Source organism: Corynebacterium halotolerans (assembly GCF_050107895.1).
GTDB classification, from domain to species: domain Bacteria; phylum Actinomycetota; class Actinomycetes; order Mycobacteriales; family Mycobacteriaceae; genus Corynebacterium; species Corynebacterium halotolerans_B.
Genome location: NZ_JBNILW010000001.1, coordinates 1 through 20130 on the forward strand (window position 1 = coordinate 1; position 20130 = coordinate 20130).

20 protein-coding genes are annotated in these 20130 nt (G+C 65.5%); 9 read left to right on the forward strand and 11 right to left on the reverse strand.

Going from position 1 to position 20130, the window contains the following annotated elements; all coding sequences use genetic code 11:
- Window positions 1–127: 127 nt before the first annotated feature.
- Window positions 128–1963 carry a choice-of-anchor I family protein gene (locus tag ACQCVD_RS00005; protein WP_426821633.1) on the reverse strand — a complete coding sequence of 612 codons (1836 nt, stop codon included), beginning with the start codon at window positions 1961–1963 and terminating at the stop codon, window positions 128–130.
- Between the two features lie 187 nt (window positions 1964–2150).
- Here ACQCVD_RS00005 and ilvA point away from each other — a divergent pair, with 187 nt between their 5' ends.
- Window positions 2151–3455 (forward strand): threonine ammonia-lyase IlvA, encoded by a 1305-nt coding sequence (gene ilvA / locus ACQCVD_RS00010; RefSeq protein WP_426821634.1) that lies wholly within the window; start codon window positions 2151–2153, stop codon window positions 3453–3455.
- On the opposite strand, the gene ACQCVD_RS00015 is transcribed toward ilvA, so the two are convergent.
- A complete protein-coding gene (locus tag ACQCVD_RS00015) occupies window positions 3452–3604 on the reverse strand; it encodes a hypothetical protein (protein ID WP_426821635.1) in 153 nt (50 codons plus the stop codon). The two genes, ilvA and ACQCVD_RS00015, sit on opposite strands and share 4 nt — an antisense overlap.
- Before the next feature lie 94 nt (window positions 3605–3698).
- Window positions 3699–5471 (reverse strand): malto-oligosyltrehalose trehalohydrolase, encoded by a 1773-nt coding sequence (gene treZ / locus ACQCVD_RS00020; RefSeq protein WP_426821636.1) that lies wholly within the window; start codon window positions 5469–5471, stop codon window positions 3699–3701.
- Window positions 5472–5524: 53 nt separating this feature from the next.
- Here treZ and ACQCVD_RS00025 point away from each other — a divergent pair, with 53 nt between their 5' ends.
- From ACQCVD_RS00025 to ACQCVD_RS00035, 3 genes are read left to right on the forward strand one after another with little or no spacing between them, the layout of a single operon-like run.
- On the forward strand, window positions 5525–6157 hold the full coding sequence (locus ACQCVD_RS00025; RefSeq protein ID WP_426821637.1) for an IMPACT family protein: 633 nt from the start codon (window positions 5525–5527) through the stop codon (window positions 6155–6157).
- Window positions 6158–6171: 14 nt separating this feature from the next.
- Window positions 6172–6405 (forward strand): hypothetical protein, encoded by a 234-nt coding sequence (locus tag ACQCVD_RS00030; protein WP_426821638.1) that lies wholly within the window; start codon window positions 6172–6174, stop codon window positions 6403–6405.
- Window positions 6406–6786 (forward strand): RNA-binding S4 domain-containing protein, encoded by a 381-nt coding sequence (locus tag ACQCVD_RS00035; RefSeq protein ID WP_426821639.1) that lies wholly within the window; start codon window positions 6406–6408, stop codon window positions 6784–6786.
- A gap of 13 nt (window positions 6787–6799) precedes the next feature.
- Here ACQCVD_RS00035 and ACQCVD_RS00040 read toward each other — a convergent pair whose 3' ends face one another.
- From ACQCVD_RS00040 to ACQCVD_RS00065, 6 genes are all read right to left on the reverse strand, one after another.
- Window positions 6800–6931, reverse strand: coding sequence for a hypothetical protein (locus ACQCVD_RS00040; protein WP_426821641.1), 132 nt, complete (start codon window positions 6929–6931; stop codon window positions 6800–6802).
- A gap of 46 nt (window positions 6932–6977) precedes the next feature.
- Window positions 6978–7985: a GTP pyrophosphokinase gene (locus ACQCVD_RS00045; RefSeq protein ID WP_426821642.1), complete on the reverse strand. Its 1008-nt coding sequence runs from the start codon at window positions 7983–7985 to the stop codon at window positions 6978–6980.
- Window positions 7986–7998: 13 nt separating this feature from the next.
- Entirely contained in the window at window positions 7999–10542 is a 2544-nt protein-coding gene (gene treY / locus ACQCVD_RS00050) for a malto-oligosyltrehalose synthase (RefSeq protein ID WP_426821643.1), read from the reverse strand.
- Window positions 10543–10610: 68 nt separating this feature from the next.
- Window positions 10611–11045 carry a hypothetical protein gene (locus tag ACQCVD_RS00055; RefSeq protein ID WP_426821644.1) on the reverse strand — a complete coding sequence of 145 codons (435 nt, stop codon included), beginning with the start codon at window positions 11043–11045 and terminating at the stop codon, window positions 10611–10613.
- Window positions 11046–11359: 314 nt separating this feature from the next.
- A complete protein-coding gene (locus ACQCVD_RS00060; RefSeq protein ID WP_426821645.1) occupies window positions 11360–12772 on the reverse strand; it encodes an exonuclease domain-containing protein in 1413 nt (470 codons plus the stop codon).
- A 151-nt stretch (window positions 12773–12923) separates the two neighbouring features.
- Window positions 12924–13547 (reverse strand): NAD(P)-dependent oxidoreductase, encoded by a 624-nt coding sequence (locus ACQCVD_RS00065; protein ID WP_426821646.1) that lies wholly within the window; start codon window positions 13545–13547, stop codon window positions 12924–12926.
- Window positions 13548–13648: 101 nt separating this feature from the next.
- Here ACQCVD_RS00065 and ACQCVD_RS00070 point away from each other — a divergent pair, with 101 nt between their 5' ends.
- Window positions 13649–14065, forward strand: coding sequence for a winged helix-turn-helix transcriptional regulator (locus tag ACQCVD_RS00070; RefSeq protein ID WP_426821647.1), 417 nt, complete (start codon window positions 13649–13651; stop codon window positions 14063–14065).
- Between the two features lie 113 nt (window positions 14066–14178).
- The gene (locus tag ACQCVD_RS00075; RefSeq protein WP_426821648.1) at window positions 14179–14385 is read left to right on the forward strand and encodes a hypothetical protein; all 207 of its coding nucleotides are present in this window, start codon (window positions 14179–14181) and stop codon (window positions 14383–14385) included.
- An 82-nt stretch (window positions 14386–14467) separates the two neighbouring features.
- Here the strand turns inward: ACQCVD_RS00075 and glgX are convergent, their stop codons facing one another.
- Window positions 14468–16834, reverse strand: coding sequence for a glycogen debranching protein GlgX (gene glgX, locus ACQCVD_RS00080; protein WP_426821649.1), 2367 nt, complete (start codon window positions 16832–16834; stop codon window positions 14468–14470).
- Between the two features lie 293 nt (window positions 16835–17127).
- On the opposite strand from glgX, the gene nadC reads away from it, so the two are divergent.
- Window positions 17128–17994, forward strand: a complete 867-nt coding sequence (gene nadC / locus ACQCVD_RS00085; protein ID WP_426821650.1) for a carboxylating nicotinate-nucleotide diphosphorylase — start codon at window positions 17128–17130, stop codon at window positions 17992–17994.
- A gap of 27 nt (window positions 17995–18021) precedes the next feature.
- On the opposite strand, the gene ACQCVD_RS00090 is transcribed toward nadC, so the two are convergent.
- Entirely contained in the window at window positions 18022–18645 is a 624-nt protein-coding gene (locus ACQCVD_RS00090; RefSeq protein ID WP_426821651.1) for a TetR/AcrR family transcriptional regulator, read from the reverse strand.
- A 197-nt stretch (window positions 18646–18842) separates the two neighbouring features.
- Here ACQCVD_RS00090 and ACQCVD_RS00095 point away from each other — a divergent pair, with 197 nt between their 5' ends.
- Both ACQCVD_RS00095 and ACQCVD_RS00100 read left to right on the forward strand, forming a co-directional pair.
- Entirely contained in the window at window positions 18843–19532 is a 690-nt protein-coding gene (locus ACQCVD_RS00095) for a hypothetical protein (RefSeq protein ID WP_426821652.1), read from the forward strand.
- Between the two features lie 26 nt (window positions 19533–19558).
- The gene (locus ACQCVD_RS00100) at window positions 19559–20122 is read left to right on the forward strand and encodes a hypothetical protein (RefSeq protein WP_426821653.1); all 564 of its coding nucleotides are present in this window, start codon (window positions 19559–19561) and stop codon (window positions 20120–20122) included.
- The last annotated feature ends 8 nt before the right edge of the window (window positions 20123–20130 follow it).

A 20130-nucleotide genomic window follows, 5' to 3' on the forward strand; every position in this document is an offset into this window, starting at 1 on the left:
GGTCAGGGAGGCGAAAACCTCGGTGATGAAGTCCGCGAGGTCATCATGAGTGGCGGTGGTATTGTTCCTGCTCATGATATGAATTTACGCCTCAGCTCACCTGCCCACAAGAGCTAACAAAGCACTACTAGCGGGTGAACAATTTCTGAATTTGGGGGAGGAAGTTTCCCAGCGCCGCCATTCCGGCACCGAGTGCGGCGATCAGTCCGGCCAGGACACCCCCGGTTGCGGAGCCGGAGGACGTCTGCGGCCGCTCGGCCCGGGCGTCGATCTGGAAGATGGTGGTGGAACCGGAGACCTCGTTGCCGACGGCCAGGAGGTCCCTGCCGTTCGGGGAGTCGGCGGCCGGGATGAAGACCAGCCCTTCGGCGCCCAGATCGCCGCCCTCGGCCCAGGCCGGGTTGACCTCCTCGGTCTCCTCGTCGATGGCGCTGACCGAGAAGTCGCGGTTGTTGACGTAGGTGGCGTACTCCGCGTTGGCCGGATCGGTCACGTCGTAGACGAACGCCCCGCCGATGCGCTCCAGGCCGATGAAGGCATAGGTGCGGCCGCTGATTTCGCCCAGGGCGACGCCCTCCGGCTCCGGGCCCTTGTTGTCCGAGCGGTTGTCGAACCAGGCCTCGTCGTGGCTGGCGTTGAAGATCAGCTCGCCGGCCTCATGCAGCTCCGCGAGCTTTCGCTCGAACTCGGCGCCCGAGGTGAAGACCTGGTTGCCCTCGGTGTCGAAGATGGAGAAGCCCCGGGCACCGAAGGAGTAGAGCTCGGTGAACTCGCCCTGCTCCTCGTCGAATCCCAGGGACGTGGTGATCCGCAGACGGCCGAGATTCTCGTCCTCCTGCAGCTCCTCGACGCTCATCCCGGCCTGCGCCGCGACGTTCTCCGCGACGGGCATGTCACCCAGGTCCTCCTCCGGGTCGCCGAGGTCCTTCACACGCACCTCCTCGGAGTAACCTTCCCAGTCGCGGGAGTCGCCCTCATTCGCCATGACCAGATAGTTCTGCCCGTTCGACTCATAGGCTTCGATGGCGTCCGGCAGCGGGACACCCTTGACCGGCCAGTGGGCGATGTTCACCGCTTCGTCCCGGTCCGAGGCGTCCAACGGGACCTCCAGGTGGTCGACGAAGCCCAGCGGCCAGATCTCCTCCACCGTGGCGGTGGCCAGGTCGATCACGGCCACCGCGTTGTTCTCCTGCAACGTCGCGTAGGCCTTGCCGTCTGCCTCGGTGATGTACTCCGGCTCCAGGTTCTGGGCGATGGTGGTGGAGTCGCCGACCTGGCCGAAGATGCGGACATCCGCATGCAGCTCGCGGTCGCCGTCCTCGTTCCAGGCCCGGAAGCCGGCGACGCGGACGTCGGACTGTGCCGGAGCCGCGACGGTGCCGGGCTCCGGCAGGGTGACCACGGAGACCGAGCCCTCCGGGTCGTAGGAGTAGTCCTCGGCGGGCTCGCCTTCGTTGGCGGAGTAGGCGTAGCGGCCATCGGCGCTGATGCCGACCATGTCCGGTAGCGACCCTCCCAGGTTGACCCGGCCCAGTTCCTCCCCGTTGGCTGCGTCGAAGAAGAGCATGCTGCCCTCGGCGGTCTTGTCCGCGGGCTCGACGTTGGCCACAGCCAGGCCGTCGGACCGCACGGTGACGGAGTTGATGCTGTTGCCGGCGCCCGATTCAATGATGCCGGCTGGGGCCGGGTTCGCCGGATCACTGATGTCGAGCAGGTCGATGTTACCGGATTCCGCGTTCACCACCAGCAGTTGCTCAGTCCCCGGGTGGTAGGCCACGATCTCCGCCGCGGACTCGTCGAACTGGCCCGTGTCGTGGGAACCGATCGGGATCAACGAGATTGCCGCATCCGGGGCGGTATCACTGACGGGATTGTCGACGACGAGGGCGTGGGCGGGGGCAACCAGGCTGAGGCTGGTGACAAGGGCGGCGCACAGGGCGGTGGCGCTGCGACGGATGGTCACGGGCGGGATCTCCTTTGAAACTGGCACCGGGGACGTGCCGGGTGGGTGGTTCACGTCAGCAACCATGACCGGGAAAGGTGATGCAGGGGCTACTCTCAGGAGCGTTTCAGGTGTCGGGCCGATGAATAGTGCGTAAACGGGGTCGTGGGTGTTCTCGTGTCCGGGACAGGGGCTAAACTTCTTCAGCATGAGCGATACCCGTACCCACGACGTTGCCCAGTCCTCGGCGAAGGTCGAGCCGATCCGTGCCGCTGATGTCCAGCTGGCGCAGGCACGAATTTCGTCGGTCATCGCGCCCACTCCGCTGCAGTACTGCCCACGTCTGTCGGAGGAACACGGGGTGGAGGTCTACCTCAAACGGGAGGATCTGCAGGATGTGCGTTCCTACAAGATCCGGGGCGCCTACAACTCAGTCAGTCAGCTGACCCCGGAGGAACGGGCCGCCGGTGTGGTCGCGGCGTCGGCGGGCAACCACGCCCAGGGGGTGGCCTACGCCTGCAAGCAGCTCGACATTCAGGGCCGGATCTACGTGCCCTCCAAAACCCCGAAGCAGAAGCGCGACCGCATCAAGGTTCACGGTGGTGACAATGTCGAACTGATGGTCATCGGCGCGAACTTCGACGAGGCAGCCGCCGCCGCGCGCGCCGACGCCGCCGAATCCGGCGCCACCGTTGTCGAACCCTTCGACAACCGCAACACGATCATCGGTCAGGGCACCGTGGCCGCGGAGATCCTCAGCCAGTTGACGTCGCTGGGCAAGTCCGCGGACTCTGTGGTGGTGCCGGTCGGCGGTGGCGGGCTGCTCGCCGGTGTCACCAGTTATTTCGCGGACATGGCGCCGCGGACCGCCATCATCGGGGTCGAACCCTCCGGCGCAGCCTCCCTGCAGGCGGCTCTGGCCAATGACGGGCCGATCACCCTGGATGACGTGGACCCCTTCGTGGACGGCGCCGCAGTCAAGCGGCTGGGCGCGCTGCCCTACGAGATCATCGAGAAGAACCTCGGGCGACTCCATATCCTGGACGTGTCTGAGGGAGCCGTGTGCACCGAGATGCTCGAGCTCTACCAGAACGAGGGCATCATCGCCGAGCCCGCCGGCGCGCTGTCGGTGGCCGGGCTCCACGACCTGAACTTCGCGGCCGGGGAGGTGGTGGTCTGCATCATCTCCGGCGGCAACAATGATGTCCTGCGCTACGGCGAGGTCATGGAGCGTTCCCTGGTGCACCGCGGACTCAAGCACTACTTCCTGGTCAACTTCCCGCAGGAGCCCGGTCAGCTGCGCCACTTCCTGGAGAAGATCCTCGGCCCAGACGATGACATCACCCGCTTCGAATACCTCAAGCGCAACAACCGGGAGACCGGGGCCGCGCTGGTGGGCCTGGAGCTGGGCACCGCCGCCGACCTGGACCCGCTGCTGGAACGCATGGCAAACTCCCGCATCGATTGCCAGCAGCTGCACCCGGGAACCCCGGAGTACTCCTTCCTGATCTAGGACCGGTCGATCAGGAGCTGTCCCATCGCGCCGACCGGATCCTCCTGACCGAAGATGTGCTCCGCGAGGGTTTCCGCCGTCCAGTGCGGTTCGATCGACCGGAGTTCATCTCCTTCAAGGATGCCCAGCCGGACCCGGGGATCCGCCATGATGGCGCTGAGGACGATGCGCAGATCCCTCCGGGCCTACTCCATTGGCCTGAACCGCGTCGATCACGGAATCCCAGTCATTGATCTCGGGCGGCTAGGCGCTCAACCCGGGGTGGCCGAAGACGGGGCTCTTCACGACCGCGAACCCCCAGGCATCGAGCTGGATCTGTGCTCCGCTGATGCTCGGGGTGGTGAAGCTGTAGATGATCTCCTCCCCGCCGACGGGGACCAGCAGCGGACGGTCCGAGAAATTGGCCACCAGCACCACATCCTCGTGGCCCATGATCAGCCACGGCTCTTCTGTGGAGCCGTGCTCCACTGTCAGCTGGTCCAGCCGGGGCCGGGCCAGGCCCAACTCGCCGCGCAACCGCAACAGGGTGCGGTAGGCGTCGAAGATCTGGCGGGCGTCGTCGGACAGTTCCCAGTCCAGCTTGGCGGACTCGAAGGTCTCTGGCGCAGCCGGATCCGGCACCTCATCCGCGGACCAGCCCGAGCGGGCGAACTCTCGCATCCGCCCTTCCCGGGTCAGCCGGTTCGGCTCCTCATCGGTGTGGGAGACGAAAAAGGGGAAGGGCGTCCGGGCACCGAACTCCTCGCCCATGAACAGCATCGGCGTGTAAGGGGAACAGTAGATCACCGCGGCCTTGAGGACCTGCTGCGCCGGGGTGAGGTTCATTGAGGGGCGATCACCTGCGGCCCGGTTGCCCACCTGGTCATGGGTGGTGGTGTAGGTGACGAACCGGTTCGCCGGGATCAGTTCCCGGTCGATGGGCCGACCGTGGTTGCGGCCGCGGTAACTGGAGTAGCCGCCGGTGAAGAAGTACGCTTCCCGCAGCGTCTTCGCCAACGCGGTCAGGGAGCCGTAGTCGGCGTAGTAGGCGTGGTTTTCCCCGGACACCAGGGTGTGCAGGCTGTGGTGGAGATCATCCAGCCATTGCGCAGCCAGGCCGAAACCGCCGGCCTCCGGGGCAGTGATCACCTTCGGGTCATTCAGATCGGATTCGGCGATCAGACTGCGGGGAATGCCGGTCGTGGCCGCCACTTCGTCGGCGACCTCCTGCATCTGGGCCAGGATTGAGCGGGCGCCCCGGTCATCGAGGGAATGCACGGCATCCAGTCGCAGGCCGTCGATGTGGAACTCCTCGAACCATTGCCGGACGGAGTCCAGGATGAACCGGCGGACCTCATCGGAGTTTTCCCCGTTGATGTTGATCACCTCACCCCAGCCTGTGGAACCGCCGGAGGTGTACGGGCCGAAGAATCCGTTGTAGTTGCCGTCGGGGCCGAAGTGGTTGTAGACCACGTCGAGGTAGACCGCGATGCCCTCATTGTGCGCGGCGTCGACCAGCGCCTTGAGTCCCTGCCGGCCCCCGTAGGATTCCTGGACCGCGTGCCAGGCCACCCCGTCGTAGCCCCAGTTGCGTTCGCCGCCAAAGGGCTGAACGGGCATCAGCTCGATGGCGGTGACCCCGAGCTCGCGGAGGTAGCCGAGCTTGTCGACGACCCCGGCGAAGGTCCCCGCCGCGGAGAAGGTGCCGACGTGCAGTTCATAGAGGACGGAACCGGGCAGGATGCGCCCCGTCCAGTCCTCGTCGGTCCAGGGGTGGTCGCGCGTGTCGACGCGGCTGAGACCGTGCACGCCGTCGGGCAACGACGTGGAACGGGGGTCAGGCAGGGTGGGGGAGAACCCGTCACCCGCATCGACCTGGAAGCCGTAGCGCAGCCCCGGAGTGGCGGTGACGTCGCTGGTCCACCAGTCTCCGTTGGCCCGACGCATCGGGTGGACCTGTTCCCCGCCTTCGTCACGGGTGACAACACGGAGATCGCGCGCGTACGGCGCCCAGACACTCAAAGGCTGACTGTTCATACGGCCAGACTAGGTAAGGTCGCCGGGTGCCGCCATCGCTAGACTCGCAGAACATGTACGAATTACCCGCCCCCGGTGTCACCACGGTCCACGAGTGGGAGGTCAAACGCTCCCGGTTCATCACGCTGATCCGGCGGGCCCGCTCCGAAACTGAGGCGCGGGAGTTCATCGCCGAGGTTCGCGGGCAATATCCGGACGCCCGCCACCACTGCAGCGCCTACCTGCTGCACGTCGACGGCGCGAACCCCGTCGAACGTTCCAGCGATGACGGGGAGCCCGCCGGAACGGCCGGAAAACCCATGCTCGATATGCTGCGTGGATCGGGGATGCTGGATATCGCGGCGGTGGTGGTGCGCTACTTCGGCGGGATCAAACTCGGTGCCGGAGGCCTGGTCCACGCCTACTCCAATTCCGTCGGTGACGCTCTTCCCGGGGTCTCGCGGGTGACCCGCAGTCGTCGGGAACTCTACGCCGTGGAGTTCCCCCACTCGGAGGCCGGACGCTGGGAAGCGGATCTGCGCGCCCGGGGCGTCGACGTCACAGATGTCGAGTACGGCCAGGTGGTGACCTATACCCTCGCCACGGCCCCGGGGAAGTTGGCGGAGCTGGAGTCCCAGTTGGCCGCCGTCACCTCGGGCCGGGTGATGCCGGTGGAAGCAGGTTCCGCATGGGTGGAGTCACGTTGACTAGACTCTAGAACATGAGCATGGAGAAATACCCGCGCAACCCCATTGAGCAACGCAAGGCGGCCGTCCGCAAGCACACCCGCAACGGCGTCATCTGGGTGGGCGGCGGTGTCGTGGGCGGCCTGGCGCTGACCCTGCTGTCCGGCGGCTGGATCTGGATCATCCTCGGTCTGGTCATCGCCGTCGCCGGCGGCCTCAGCTCCTACCGCAAGGTCAACCGCATCATCAACCACAAGGACAACTATTAGATGACTGACACCGCCGGCACTCCGGTGCGGGTGGACGCCTGGATCTGGGCCGTCCGACTGATCAAGACCCGCTCACAGGCAGCCGACGCCTGCCGCGCCGGACACGTCAAGATCAACGGCTCCTCGGTCAAACCGGCGCAGCAGGTCGTACCGGGGGATCGGGTACGGCTGTGGAAGGACCACCGCGAATATGACGTGGAGGTGCTCGACACCCCACGCAAACGTCTCGGCGCTCCCGCAGCCCGGCGCTGCTATGTCGACCACACGCCACCCCCGCCGCCGAAGGAAATGATGCCGTCCGTGCCGAAGCGGGACCGTGGGGCAGGTCGACCAACGAAAAAGGAACGCCGGCAGCTGGATCAGCTGCGCCAACGTCCCTGATTCTGGCTGGTCCCTAGAACAGGCCCCACTCCGGCGGCGGGAAGTTGATGCCGAAATCACGGAAGAAGTCCGCGGTGGACAGTGCCCAGACGTGAATGAAATCGGCGAGGACGGGGAAATCTTCGCGGATGGAAAAACTGCTCATATCGCGTGGTGCTCCTTAGGTTCTGGGCGCTTGTACTACGGGCAGGTTACCCGGAATCCTCCGTGATGTGTGCGCGACGCATCAGTTTCAGGCGATTCTGTAGTCGTTTCGGACGCTGCGACGCCCGATTGCCGGTGTCGCCCGTTCGGTCGATATGGCTCTGACCGAACTGCCGCAGCAGCAGATCGTCGATCAGGCGCACCTGTCCGGGGCGGAAGCGGTAGTCCACGGCACGGGTAACCGCGTCAATGTCCTCCTCGCGCAGTAACTGACGCAGCTCTCGGACGGTGGTCACGCCATTGGCGGCGAGCAGTTCCTCCAGCCATCGGAAATGCTCGGAACGTGGCCGCGGAAACCGGTTTCCCAATACCACCGCCAGCACGCCGGGGAGAGTCTCCGCACTGAGTTCGACGTCGTCGTCCGTGGTGGTCTCCGCATTCTGGATGGAGGCGATCAGGTCGAACTGCTGATCCGCCAGTTCAATCAGGCCCGCAGCCAGGGTGAAGGCCCGGTCCACGGCCGGATCAGGATCCTCTGGTCCCCGCTTGTACCGGATGTCGTGTTCAAACTCTGCCCAGGCGTGCTGCAGCACCGTCCGGATCTGAACCTCGAAGATCAGGCCACGATACTCGGCGAGCTCCTCGATGGAGTCATCGACCTCCAGGATCAGGTGGTGGGAACCGTACCCAAAGGTGCCCGACACCCGCGTCTCAGTGGTCTTGTCCACGTTGCGGCGGACCTTGAAGGAATCGCGCAGCACCGCCAGCGCGGCCGGAATCTCCGTGGAGTGGTAAGTGGTCACCCGGACACCGACGATGTCGTGGATGTCCTGCCACGGATCCGGGTACTGCGGCGACCCGTCAGGATTGAGCTTGCGGGCCTTCGCTTTCAGGGACGGCCAGTCCTTTACCCGTGCCCATACCCGGTCGTACGTGACACCGCCGTCACTGAGCAGGTCCTCCAACGTCTCGGAGAACTCCGCGGCGGCGAAAGGATGGGCGCGCACCCACTCATGGTAGTAACTGCCCAGACGGGCGATGACCTTGTTGTTCATGACGCCCCGTAGTCTACTCCCCGGATTCTTCCGGCAACTTCCGGAGCAGGGCCGTAGGCAGCACCCGGAGCACCTCGGCGACGGGCACCATGCCGGTGAACGTGCGCCCCGACAGTTCCTCCCGCCAGGTTCCCGCCGGCAGCGTCAGGGTGGTTCCGCGCCATCCGCCCTCACGCTGCAGGACCAGGGGACTCCGGGTGGCCACGGCGATCACCTCGAGCCCGTCAGCTCCGGGCTCGAGACCGCGGGCGAGACCGACCAGGTGAGCCTCCGCCGGCCCCTCGGCGAAGACCGCCTGATGATCGCCGCTGGTGAACAGCTCCGGATGGGCCCGTCGCAGCTGCAATGCCGTATGGATGAGCATCTGCTTGGCCCGGTCAGCGTGCGTCCACAGATGCGGGTAGGGGGTGGCGGCATCCAATGCGACAGCGGGCAGATCCCCGACACCGGTGTCACCCTGCGCCACAGTGTCCGCGGCCTGCTTCGCCAGCTCCACCCAGTCCAGACCCGACTGCACCACCGCCAGCGACTGCTCCCGGGCGGTGTAGTCCACGAAGCGGCGGTTGTCCGGATCCACCAACGAGTCCGTGAAGAACTCCGTGCCCTGATAGGTGTCCGGGATGCCGGCACCGATCAGCTGCAGCAGCTTCCGGCCCAGGGAGATCTGCACCGCGCCGCGGTGCAGCGGGGCCACGAAGGTAGTGATGAGATTGGAGACGGGGCCGTCGAAAAGCGCGTCCACCCAGTCGCCGACGGCCTTTTCGAAGGCGGTGTCCGGATCGAACCAGTTGGTGTGCACCCCTGCCTCACGGATGGACTTTTCCGTGTACGCGTGGAAACGCTCCTTCAGCGATTCGGGGACCACGCCGTCCACCGGCCAGACTCCGAGGAGATTCTGCAGGAGAAAATGGCCGGTACCCTCATCGGGCGCGGGGATCACAGCAGTCAGTCGGCGGACGAATTCAGCGAACTCGTCGGGTACCTCGGTCAGCTCCAGGATTCTCGCCCGCACGTCCTCGCCGCGTTTGGCGTCATGGGTGGACAGCGTGGTCATGGTCCGCGGCCACAGGCGGGCACGTTCCTGCTGGAGGAGATGGAACTCCGCGACCGACACCCCGAAGCGGCCGGGGGCGCCACCGACCTCCTGCAGTGCGATCAACCGGGAAGCCCGGTAGAAGGTGGTGTCCTCCACGCCCTTGGCCATCACGGCGCCACACACCTGGGCGAACCGGACCTTCGCCTCGGAATCAGCGAGGAGCCCGGCAGCGAACAGATCCAGGGCGTCGCGGCGGGAGGGGAAACGCCGGCTCATCTCCGCCACGAGGGCGGCGACCATCCGAGACAGGGAGAGATAGTCCGCACGGTAGACCGGCATCGCGGCCACCAGTTCCACGATCGTGGTAGTCAGTTGCTCCTCGGAGACAGAGCTGCCGGCCGTGGAGAAGTTGTCCCGGCGCAGCGCCCGTGCCAGTCGCCGAACTTCGGCGGCCAACTCGTGCCGGGCGACCTCCCGTTTGAGTTCCTGTTCGGCGGCGGTGACCGCGGATTCGTCCCAGGTGGAACCAGACTGCTGGAGCGCCAGCATCGACAGGTGGTCCTCGGCGTCCCGGTTGACGAAGACACCATCGAGTTCCCGGAGGGCGTCATAACCGGTGGTGCCGTCCACCGCGAGGCGGGGATCCAGGGGCTCCTCCACGCCGAGGATCTTCTCGATGATCAACCACCGGTCCGGGCCGATCAGGTCGCGCAGCAGAGACAGGTACTCAAAGGGGTCGGACAGGCCGTCCGGGTGGTCGACGCGGATACCGTCAATGAGGTCCTCCGCGATCAGCTGCCGCAGAATCCGGTGACTGTGCTCGAAGACCCGGGGATCCTCCTGCCGGATCCCGGCGAGACCGTTGACCGAGAAGAACCGGCGATAGCTGATGACACCGTCGCGCCAGAACATCAACCGGTAGCACTGGCGGTCGTAGACCTCCTGCGGATCATCCTCCAGACTGGTACTGGTGCCGGGGCGGACCGGGAAGACGTTGTCGTAATAGGTCAGGACCGGCTGACCGTCGTGCTCCCGCAGCTCCAGTTTGTCTTCGTCGCCGGGGGCGCCGAGGATCGGCAGCCCGAGCTTGCCGCCGGCCCCGTTGTCCTCGTGCCAGTCGATGTCGAAATAGTACTCGTAGTCGGAGTCTCTGCCGTAGGTGAGGACGTCCCACCACCAGGCGTTATCCTCTGGATCATCGATGCCGACGTGGTTGGGGACGATGTCCATGATGAGGCCGAGACCGAGCTCATGGGCCGCGTCGGCGAGTTGCCGCAGACCCTCTATCCCGCCTAATTCAGGATTCACTTCGGTGGGGTCCGTCACATCATAGTTGTGGTTGGATTCCGGAGGGGCCGTCAAGACCGGAGAAAGGTAGAGGTGACTGATCCCCAACTGCGCCAGGTACGGGACGGTTTCCGCGGCCTCGGCGAAGGTGAAGGCACGGCCGGCCCCTTGGGGGTCAGCCTCGGGACCGCGCAGCTGCAGGCGGTAGGTCGCGGTGATCGGGCGGGCAGACATCATGTTCCTCCGGAGGATCGGGACGGGACATCACTTGGGAAATCAATGACGGTTCCACCCTAATGAGATCAGCCTGCCACCGCCGGAAAGCCGCGGACATAGTGGACGATGGCGGACAACAGTGACGCGCCGGGAAGCCGGGGCGTGTGCGTGGTGGTGAGCCGATTCTGCAACGCCGGCAGTTCCGGAGCTCCGGCCGAAGCAGCGATGAGCACATCGGTGGTGGGGGCGAGATAGGCCACCTCCGCCCCGAGCAGGCCGCGGAGGTGGCGGTGCAGGATGGTGAAGGTGTGCGGATGCGCGAGCCAGGCGGTGGCCCGGGCTCCCGGAGTAGCCACCTGGACGGCCGGAACGGGGTGGGGGAGCAGGTCGGTGACCGGCCGGGTGAAGAAGGTCAGTCCCTCCGGGCCGCTGGCACGGTGCAGCAGGTTCTCCGCTGACAAGTCCCAGGCCCGGTGCGTGGACAGGTCCAGTTCTCCGAGACCACGCTGACTGACGGTCACACTCCGTTGCCCACCCACACAGTGCAGTCCCGCGCACAGGTGGCGGGACAGCGCGATACTGGCGAAGCTGTCACAGAAACCGTCATCACTGAGTCCGGGCTGTTTCGCCCATCCCGCGGGATGGAGACCGGGTAACAGATGACTCCGGTGCAACGGCGACTCCGTCACCTGAGAAAGCCCGGGCGGGGCAACGGGGAGAGGGGACAGGGTAGTGGTCACGGTGATTGGCTCCTGGTCGGGCGGGCAGAGGTCCTTTCACCATCGATAGACTCCGCCTGCGCCCTTCCGGTTCCCGGGAGGGGTGTATTTCCCTGCTAGAACGGTGGTTCTTCATCCAGGCCGAGAACCGAGTAGAGCTCCTCGGCTGACCAGATCTTGATGTCCTGACCTTTAGCGATCAGTTCCTCCGCGCGTTTCTGCTTGGAGGTTTTGGTGGCCCAGGTGCCGGCTACCAGGATGGTGGTCTTCTTGGTGACGTTCTTGCCCACGGTGGCCCCGTGGTGGGCGATCCCGGCCCAGAGCTGGCCTTTGTCATAAGGTTCGAAATCACCGGAGAGCGTGACGTTCTGGCCGAAGAGGACCCCCGCGGGGTCGGCGGCCTCATTCGGCTCGGGGATGGTGTCCGGGGTGGCCACCGCCGCCCACGGGGCCGGGCCACGGCGGCCGGCCCCCTTCGGTTTCGACTCCGCCGCGATCTGCTCCTCCGGCACCAGATCGGCGTCGGCGACTTCGGGCCGGTCGGTGGGGTCACCACCGGTGGCGGGCGTGCCCTCCACCAGGGCTCCGGCGGAACTGCCTGCCGCCAACTTGCGTTGTTGGATGGCGATGGACGCACCGGAGCGGTCCCGCAGGACGGGAAACACCCGGCCGTCAGCGAGCGAACCGAGGGTCAACCCCCGGTCATGCGTGAATTCCATGAGGTTGCCCTGGAACCGGTGTCGGCGGGCGAGCGCCACGGTGATGCCGGCACAGGCGCGCGCGTCCTCGGTGGCATCGTGGTGGCGGCGTAGTTCCACCCCGAGATGCTCCGCCACATACGGCAGCGAATGGCTCTTGATCTCGAGTCTTTCTCCCCGGGCAAGAGTCAGACTGCAGCTGAAGAACAGTGCCGGGGCGGGGACGTCGGCCGCCTGGCACGCACGGTGCAGGGCGGTGGCGTCAAACTGGGCATAGTGGGCGACGAAGGGCAGGTCCCCGATGAACTCCACCAGTTGCGGCAGGCGTTCGGCGAAGGTCGGCTGGTCCCTGACGTCCTCAGGAGTGATTCCGTGAATGGCGATATTCGCGGGATCAAAGGTGTCGATCCCGGGTGGTGGCACACAGAGCCAGGATTCGGCGGCCACCTCCACGCCGTCGATGTAGCGGACGACCCCCAGCTGGCAGATCGACCCCCAGTCACCGTTCGCGGTCTCAACGTCAAACCCCACGAAATCCAGGCCGGGAATCAGCGTTGGTTCGGCGGCCTCCCCCCGGCGGGCAGCCTCCACGGCGGCGAGGAAGTCGGCTGCATCGTTCTGCTGGTTCGGGGCGAAGACGACGTCGACGCCGATTCCGTCGAGCCGGACCACTCCGGAGGTGAGCGCGGTGGGCGGGATGGACTCGACCCCGGTGACCTCCTTGACGGCCACCTCGACATCGGAGCTGTAGATGGCGGAGAGGAGATCCGAATAGTGGATCTGGATCGAGTCATTGCTCACTGTCAGTTGCGCACCTTGGGCGGGGATCACGGTACGGGTCCTTCCTGCTGTGGCTCCCGGGGACAGCTGTGGGCACCCGGGTCGGTATTCCTCGGCAAGCTTACCCCCGGGGCAGGACACTACCGTCGACCCCGTCCCACCTCGGGCGGGGCGGGGTCGCTGCGGAGCGTGGGGGCCGGATTCAGGCGTCGGCGACGGTGAAGCGGGTGCGACGGTGGGCAGGCTTCTCGATCTCGTCGAGGACGGCTGCGGCGAACGTGCCGGTGGTCACCTTGTCGCCGGCGGGGCGGTCATCGGAAAGCCGGTAGGAGCCTGCCTTTTCGCCGGGGACGATCTCCGGGGAAGGGGCCAGCATGACCCAGTCGACATCGGCGTCGGCGGCGCGGTAGAGCTCCAGGACCTTGACGAAGCTGCGCGGCTCAGCCGCGTACTCCTGGGGGATCAGGCCAGCGTCCACGAGGGTGGTGCCGTCCTCGGTCTCGAGGCCACCCGCGCCGCCGACGATGAACAGCCGGGCGTCCGGCTTGGCCTCGATGAGCTCCCGGTGGGCCTCGATGACCGGACCGTAGTCGCCGTTCTCGCGGCCCCCGGAGACGGAGATCACCACGACGTCTGATTCCTCGGCGAGGTCAGTGACCGCGGCGGTGTCGGTGAGGTCGCCGGCGCGGTACTCCACGCCCTCCACCGGGGAGGTGGCCTTGCCCGAGCGGTTGACACCGGTGACCTCGTGGCCGCGGGCGGCCGCCTCCCGGGTGATGTCGGTGCCGACGAAGCCAGTGGCGCCGATGACGGTGATATGGATCATGGAAAAATCCTTTCGGTGGTGGAGTGGTTCTACAACTAAGACGATAGCCTTGATACTTACCGAAAGAAAGGGGAATTTTCCGGCGGTGCTATCGTGAACACATGAATGATCGACGTGTGCCCCCGGAGGGTGTGGAATCCGTGCCGTGGAACCCCTTCAGCCGTCACTGTGCCAGCCGGGGACTGCTCGATGCCATCGGTGACAAGTGGTCGATTCTGATCGTGGTGACTCTCGCGGACGGGGAGCTGCGCTACGGGCAGATAGAGAAAGCTGTGGACGGCATCTCCCAGAAGATGCTCTCGCAGCGACTGCACAGCCTGGTCGACGATGGACTGGTCACCCGCACCGCCCACCAGGAGATCCCGCCGAAGGTGGTCTACGGCCTGACCGACCTGGGACAGTCAGCGGTGCCGGTCCTCCGCGGTCTGGTGGACTGGACCGTCGAACACATGAGCCGGGTGCAGGACCACCGTGAGGGGAGCGGCGTCGTGGATCTGGGTGAGACTACCGTGGGCTGACTCCGGGGTGGAAGGCCTTCTCGGTGACAGTGACGGTTTCGTGTTGTCTCGGTAGGAGTTGAATGTGGCGGTATTGCAGCTGCTGGTCGTGCCTGCCCTGTGTTGTCTCGGTAGTGAGGATCGGCGCGGTGATGCAGGAGCGGAGACATTTCCGGGTGATCTACGCGGCGCTGGGGTTGGGCGTGGTCGGTCTCATCGCCGCCAGCCTGATCTGGGGGTTGTTGAGTGACTGGGCCGTCCTCGCAGGTGTGGTCCTGTTGCTGCTGGGAATGATTCCCCTGACGAGTAGGGCCGTCGCTGCAGGGCACCGACATGACTGAACAATAGGCCACACACCCCCTCACCACCGGGGTCAACCGCTGGTGGTGAGGGGGGTGTCAGCGAGGGCCGGAGCAGTCCGGCCTACTCGGTTTCCTGATCGTCGCTGTATTCATCGATCACCGGCTGGTCCTCGGTCCCGGGCTGCCCCTGACCGGTGCCGGCGTCTGCTTCGTCGGTTTCCTCCGGCTCCACCGTCTCGGGGAGGATGTCTTCGGCCAGCTCCGCCTCCGGCTGCGCGGCGGCTGCCATGGCCTCAAAATCCGCGTTGAGCTCAGAAGCGGGACGGTAATTGTCGTAGATCGGCGGTTCGATCTGCTTGAGCACCATGCTTGACCGGGCAGGAACCTCGATGGCACCACCGGCATCGATGACTTCAGCTTCCAACGGGTAGCCGCTGTCCTCGGTGGTATCGACGATCAACTGCCACTTCTGGCCGAAATAGGTCGGCGGTAGGGTGAAGGTGATCGGCTCGTAGTGGGCGTTGAACATCATGATGAAGGAGTCATCCTTGATTTTCTCGCCCCGGGCGTCCGGTTCGGTGATGGCGTCACCGTTGAGGTAGACCATCAGTGCCTTGCCGAAGGCGAAGTCCCAGTCGTCCTGGGTCATCAGCTTTCCGGAAGGCACCAGCCAGGCGATGTCACGTTCCCTCACATCAGCACCCAGAGGGCCGCCGGCAAGGAAACGTCGCCGGCGGAAGACGGGGTGGCGCTTACGGATATTGAGCAGGCGCTTGGTGAAGCCGTGGAGTTCGGCGTTGGTGTCCAGCTGTTCCCAGTCGATCCAGGACAGCTCGTTGTCCTGGCAGTAGACGTTGTTGTTGCCGTTCTGGGTGCGGCCCAGCTCATCACCGTGCGAGATCATGGGGGTGCCCAGGCTCAGCAACAAGGTGGTGAGGAAGTTCCGGACCTGGCGCTTGCGCAGCGCCAGGATCTCCGGGTCCTCCGTCGGTCCCTCCACCCCGTGATTCCAGGAGCGGTTGTGGCTCTCGCCGTCGTTGTTGTCCTCACCGTTGGCCATGTTGTGCTTGTCGTTGTAACTGACCAGGTCATTGAGGGTGAAGCCGTCGTGGGCCGTGATGAAGTTGATCGAGGCCGTCGGACGCCGGTCATTGTTGGCGTAGAGGTCCGAGGAACCGGTCAACCGGGAGGCGAACTCGCCCAGGGTGGCCGGCTCTCCCCGCCAGAAATCACGGACCGTGTCGCGGTACTTACCGTTCCACTCGGTCCACAGCGGCGGAAAGTTGCCCACCTGATAACCGTTCTCGCCGACGTCCCAGGGTTCAGCGATGAGCTTGACCTGGGAGACCACCGGGTCCTGCTGGACCAGGTCGAAGAAGGTGGCCAGCCGGTCCACGTCATTGAACTCGCGGGCCAGGGTGGAAGCCAGATCGAAGCGGAAGCCGTCGATGCGCATCTCGGTGACCCAGTAGCGCAGCGAATCCATGATCAGCTGCAGGGAATGGGGGTCACGTACGTTCAGGGAGTTTCCGGTGCCGGTGTAGTCCATGTAATGGAACGGATCCTCATCCACCAGGCGGTAGTAGGCCTCATTGTCAATGCCCCGGAAGGCGATCGTGGGCCCCATGTGGTTGCCCTCTGCGGTGTGGTTGTAGACCACATCCAAAATGACCTCCATGCCCGCCTCGTGGTAGGCCCGCACCATGCCCTTGAACTCACTGACGGCACTGCCCGGTTTCCGGGCCGCCGCATAATCCTGGTGCGGAGCGAAGAAGCCGAAGGTGTTGTACCCCCAGTAGTTGCGCAGCCCCAGTTCCCGCAAGCGGTCGTCCTGGAGGAACTGGTGGACGGGCATCAGTTCGATGGCGGTGACGCCGAGTTCCTTCAGGTACCCGATGACGGAAGGGTGGGCGAGACCTGCGTAGGTGCCGCGGAGATTCTCCGGCACATCGGGGTGTGTCATCGTCATCCCCCGGACATGGGTCTCGTAGATGACCGTCTCGTTGTAGGGGGTGCGCGGCGCGCGGTCCGAACCCCAGTCGAAGAAGGGGTTGATCACGACAGACTTCATCGTGTGTCCGAGGCTGTCCTCGGTGTTGCGCCCCTCCGGATTGTCTGGGTCGGTGATGTCGTAGCTGAAGAGGGAGGGGTGACCGTCGAACTCGCCGTCGAAGGCCCGGGCGTAGGGATCCACCAGCAGTTTGTTGGGGTCGCACCGTTTGCCGTTCGCCGGGTCGTAGGGGCCGTGCACCCGGTAGCCATAACGCTGGCCGGGTTGGACGCCGGGCAGGTAACAGTGCCAGATATGCGCGTCCACCTCCTCCAGGTTGACGCGTACCTCGTTCTCATCGCGGTCGATCAGGCACAACTCGACCTTCTCGGCGACATCCGAGAAGATTGCGAAGTTCGTGCCCGCACCGTCGTACGTCGAGCCCAACGGGTACGCGTCGCCCGGCCAGACCGGGAAGGGGACTGCAGATGATGTCATGTTTTCCAAGCATACTGACGCACGGGGTCTAATACCCGACGGGCGGCGGCGCGGCGGGAATCGCCACCGGGCTTTGCATGTGACCGCAAGTTGCGGGATCCGCGGGTGAGGGCGCCGGGGTGCGCAGAATCTCGGCGAATCCCCTTCGGCGCCCGCGCCTGGCGGATAAGGTGGGGCCACGCCATCTCCGCAGCCGGGGTACGTCTCTCGCGGGCCCGGGCGGGACCGCGGCGCCGCCTCACCGGGCGTCGATGAGCGCGACCGTACCGGCAGCTTGCAATGGGGAGACCTGTATGACACCGAAGTTGGCCCAGATGAGCCTGGACCTGGAGGTTGCGGACCGGATTATCGCGGCCGCGCTCCAGGAGGACCTGGCCTACGGCCCTGACCTGGCCGCCCGGGCGACCGTCGCGCCGGGACAGCTCTCCACCGCGGCGATCCGGGCTCATCGGCCAGGCACCGTCGCGGGACTTGACCTGGTCGCCAGGGTGCTCACGCAGGTAGCAACCGGCGAGTTCCGGGTGAACGCGCTGCTCCGCGACGGCGATCGCGCCAGCGTGGGCCAGGAGATCCTGCGGATTGATGCGATGACCCGTGACATCCTCACCGCCGAGCAGACGATCCTGAACCTCCTCACCCACATGTCCGGTATCGCGACTGGGACGGCGGCGTGGGTGGATGCGCTTGCCGGGACGAGCACCAGGGTCCGCGACTCCCGGCGTACCCTGCCCGGACTCCGCATGCTGCAGAAGTACTCGGTGCGGGTCGGCGGCGGAGTCAACCACCGGCTGGGGCTGGGTGACCGCATCATGATCAAGGGGAACCATGCGGTTGCCGCCGGGGGAGTGGTTCCGGCGCTGCGCGCGGTGCGGGAACGCCACCCAGACATGTGGTGCGAGGTCGAGGTCAGTTCGCTGTCCCAGCTCGACGAGGTGCTCGCAGAGCGCCCTGAGGAGATCAAGCTGAAGAACCTGGAGCCTTGGGCCACCCAGATTGCGGTGCAACGCCGGGCGAAGCTCTCCCCGGAAACTCGTCTGGAATCGGCCGGTCAGCTCACGATGGAACTGGCGCTCGCCCACGCCCGTTGCGGTGTGGACTTCCTCTCGGTGGGCGCCCTGACCCACTCAGTGGTGCCGTTGCACCTCTCCCTGGATTTCTGAGTACACCGCGGGGAGGGTCTTTTCGGGTCAGTTCCCGCTGGTGCCGGCGCCGGACAGTCCCGTCAGAATGATCTCGATACCACGATCGAATTCCGTGGTCGCGGGAGAGGGTTGACCAGTCTCACCCACGGTATCCGCGGGTGTGGTGCCAGTGGCGGCTGCCGCCTGCCGGGCCGACTGCTCCAGCACAGTGGAACCGAGCACGAAGTGGAGGAGCGTGGCTGCTCCCACGCTCCGGTCGGTGTCCGCGGCGAGGCGTGTTTCCAGTTCGGTCAGCAGCTCGCCGTGCAGGGAAGTCATCGCCACCGCCGCCCCGACAAGTTCCGCCCCGTCCCGGCGTCGCAGCAGCGCGGCACGCAGCCGGGTGCACCAGTGGGCCGCGCTCTCCGGGGCGCCGGGGGTGGCCTCCCGGTCGCCGTGGGAGGCTTCCGGCCAGTCCCGGGTAGAGGAATCCCCCTCCGGAAGCATAGGATCGAGGATGCGGCGGGCAATCGACTCGATCAGTGTCTGTTTGTTGGCGAAGTGCCAGTAGAGGGCTCCCGGTGCCACCCCCAATCGGGTTGCCAGGCGGCGCATGGTCAGGTCTGCCAAGCCGTAGGAATCGAGAATCTCAAGGCCAGCATCCAGTATCTTTGTCCTGCTCAATTGCACCCCTTCAGCTTAGCCCGTGTGAAGGTCACGGGTTGCGCTACAATTCTCAGGAAAAGGTAAGTTAAAACTTTGTTTGTCTTGCTAACCTCGGGTCTTACGTGCGCATTAAGCGCTTGGGAGATTCTGGTTCCGCCGGGAAATCCCCCGTGCTCCCGGTTCGGACAGTGACCCACCACAGATTTCAGGAGACCATTTCAGTGCCGACTCTTTCCCCGCTCAAGAAGACCCTGCTCGCCTCTGCGTTCATCGCTCCGCTCGTTCTCGGTGCCTGCAGCTCCGGATCTGAGGAGAGCACTGAGGCCCAGGATGTCGCAGCGACCGCCACCACTGAGGTCGTTGCCGCGAAGCAGGGTGACACCGTGGACGGTGACAAGGCGGACTCCAAGGACGTCGAGGTTGAGGGCGGCGCTGCGGTAGAGGGCGACGTGACCCCGACCGATGCCACCGACGGCGAGGACATTGACCCCGCCGCCGGCGTGGTGGATCCGCTCAGCGGCAACCAGCTGACCTTCGAGAAGCTCGCGCCGGTGGAGGGTGGCCAGCCGGCTGACGAAGCTGACCGCGCTGAGATCGAGTCCTTGATCACCGGCATGTACGACGCCGAGACCCTGCACGACATCCTGGGCTACCTGCCCGCGAACACCTGTCATGAGGTCATCCAGGAGGCCGGTGGACCCGCGGCCTTCGATCTGGCGAATGTTCCGGATCTGCCGCTGAGTGCGGTTCCGGAGTACGCCAACTCCAATCCCGGCGTCGATGCCGTGGAGGACGTCCAGGTTGACGGTGGCACGGCCTCCGCCAGCGTCACCGTGACGTCGGACGGCCAGTCCCAGACTGAGGTGCAGCGCTTCCGCCACGAGGACGGCGTCTGGAAGTTCTGTAACTAGTACGCGCAGGGGTAGCCTGGGAAGCTATGACCGGAGCTACCGCCACTGCAACCTACCCGCGGAAGAACCGTCGGCGCCCCAGCCGGGGTATCGGTTCCACCGCGGGTTTTCTCGCACTCAGCCTCAGTGTCTACGCCGTTGTGGGAGTGCTCTGGGGATTGCTGCGTCCGGGGTACGAGGCCACCGTTGATGACGCCGGGGCTGTCAGCCTCGTGCCCGCGTTCAATGTCGAATTCACTGCCTTCATCACGTTTGTCGTGGCCACCGGGCTGTTGGGTGCTCTCCTGGCGCTGGTGATGTTTGTCAGTTCCCCACATACCCGCGGCTCGCTCATGCTGCTCTGGGTGACGGTGTGCACCTTCTTCGGGGCCGTGGTCTTCTTCTCGGCGGGCAATGTGGTCACCCACCTGATCCATCCGGTCCCGGACCTGGAGAATGTGGAACCGGGCAGCAGCATGACGCTCGTGCCCGGCATCACCGCGGGCATCGGATTGGCGGCAGCGCCTTTCATGGCTTCCCTGGCCTACTGGTGCGCGGTGCTGGTGTCTCCGCCGGAGACTGGTACCGATCAGTCGCCCGCCATGTTCTGACGCGGCCA

What these genes read in the sequence shown, in the direction of transcription:
- ilvA (WP_426821634.1), top strand. Translation starts at nt 2,151, where the DNA reads ATGAGCGATACCCGTACCCACGACGTTGCCCAGTCCTCGGCGAAGGTC.
- ACQCVD_RS00015 (WP_426821635.1), bottom strand. Translation starts at nt 3,604, where the DNA reads ATGGCGGATCCCCGGGTCCGGCTGGGCATCCTTGAAGGAGATGAACTC.
- treZ (WP_426821636.1), bottom strand. Translation starts at nt 5,471, where the DNA reads ATGAACAGTCAGCCTTTGAGTGTCTGGGCGCCGTACGCGCGCGATCTC.
- ACQCVD_RS00025 (WP_426821637.1), top strand. Translation starts at nt 5,525, where the DNA reads ATGTACGAATTACCCGCCCCCGGTGTCACCACGGTCCACGAGTGGGAG.
- ACQCVD_RS00030 (WP_426821638.1), top strand. Translation starts at nt 6,172, where the DNA reads ATGAGCATGGAGAAATACCCGCGCAACCCCATTGAGCAACGCAAGGCG.
- ACQCVD_RS00035 (WP_426821639.1), top strand. Translation starts at nt 6,406, where the DNA reads ATGACTGACACCGCCGGCACTCCGGTGCGGGTGGACGCCTGGATCTGG.
- ACQCVD_RS00040 (WP_426821641.1), bottom strand. Translation starts at nt 6,931, where the DNA reads ATGAGCAGTTTTTCCATCCGCGAAGATTTCCCCGTCCTCGCCGATTTC.
- ACQCVD_RS00045 (WP_426821642.1), bottom strand. Translation starts at nt 7,985, where the DNA reads ATGAACAACAAGGTCATCGCCCGTCTGGGCAGTTACTACCATGAGTGG.
- treY (WP_426821643.1), bottom strand. Translation starts at nt 10,542, where the DNA reads ATGTCTGCCCGCCCGATCACCGCGACCTACCGCCTGCAGCTGCGCGGT.
- ACQCVD_RS00065 (WP_426821646.1), bottom strand. Translation starts at nt 13,547, where the DNA reads ATGATCCATATCACCGTCATCGGCGCCACTGGCTTCGTCGGCACCGAC.
- ACQCVD_RS00070 (WP_426821647.1), top strand. Translation starts at nt 13,649, where the DNA reads ATGAATGATCGACGTGTGCCCCCGGAGGGTGTGGAATCCGTGCCGTGG.
- glgX (WP_426821649.1), bottom strand. Translation starts at nt 16,834, where the DNA reads ATGACATCATCTGCAGTCCCCTTCCCGGTCTGGCCGGGCGACGCGTAC.
- nadC (WP_426821650.1), top strand. Translation starts at nt 17,128, where the DNA reads ATGACACCGAAGTTGGCCCAGATGAGCCTGGACCTGGAGGTTGCGGAC.
- ACQCVD_RS00100 (WP_426821653.1), top strand. Translation starts at nt 19,559, where the DNA reads ATGACCGGAGCTACCGCCACTGCAACCTACCCGCGGAAGAACCGTCGG.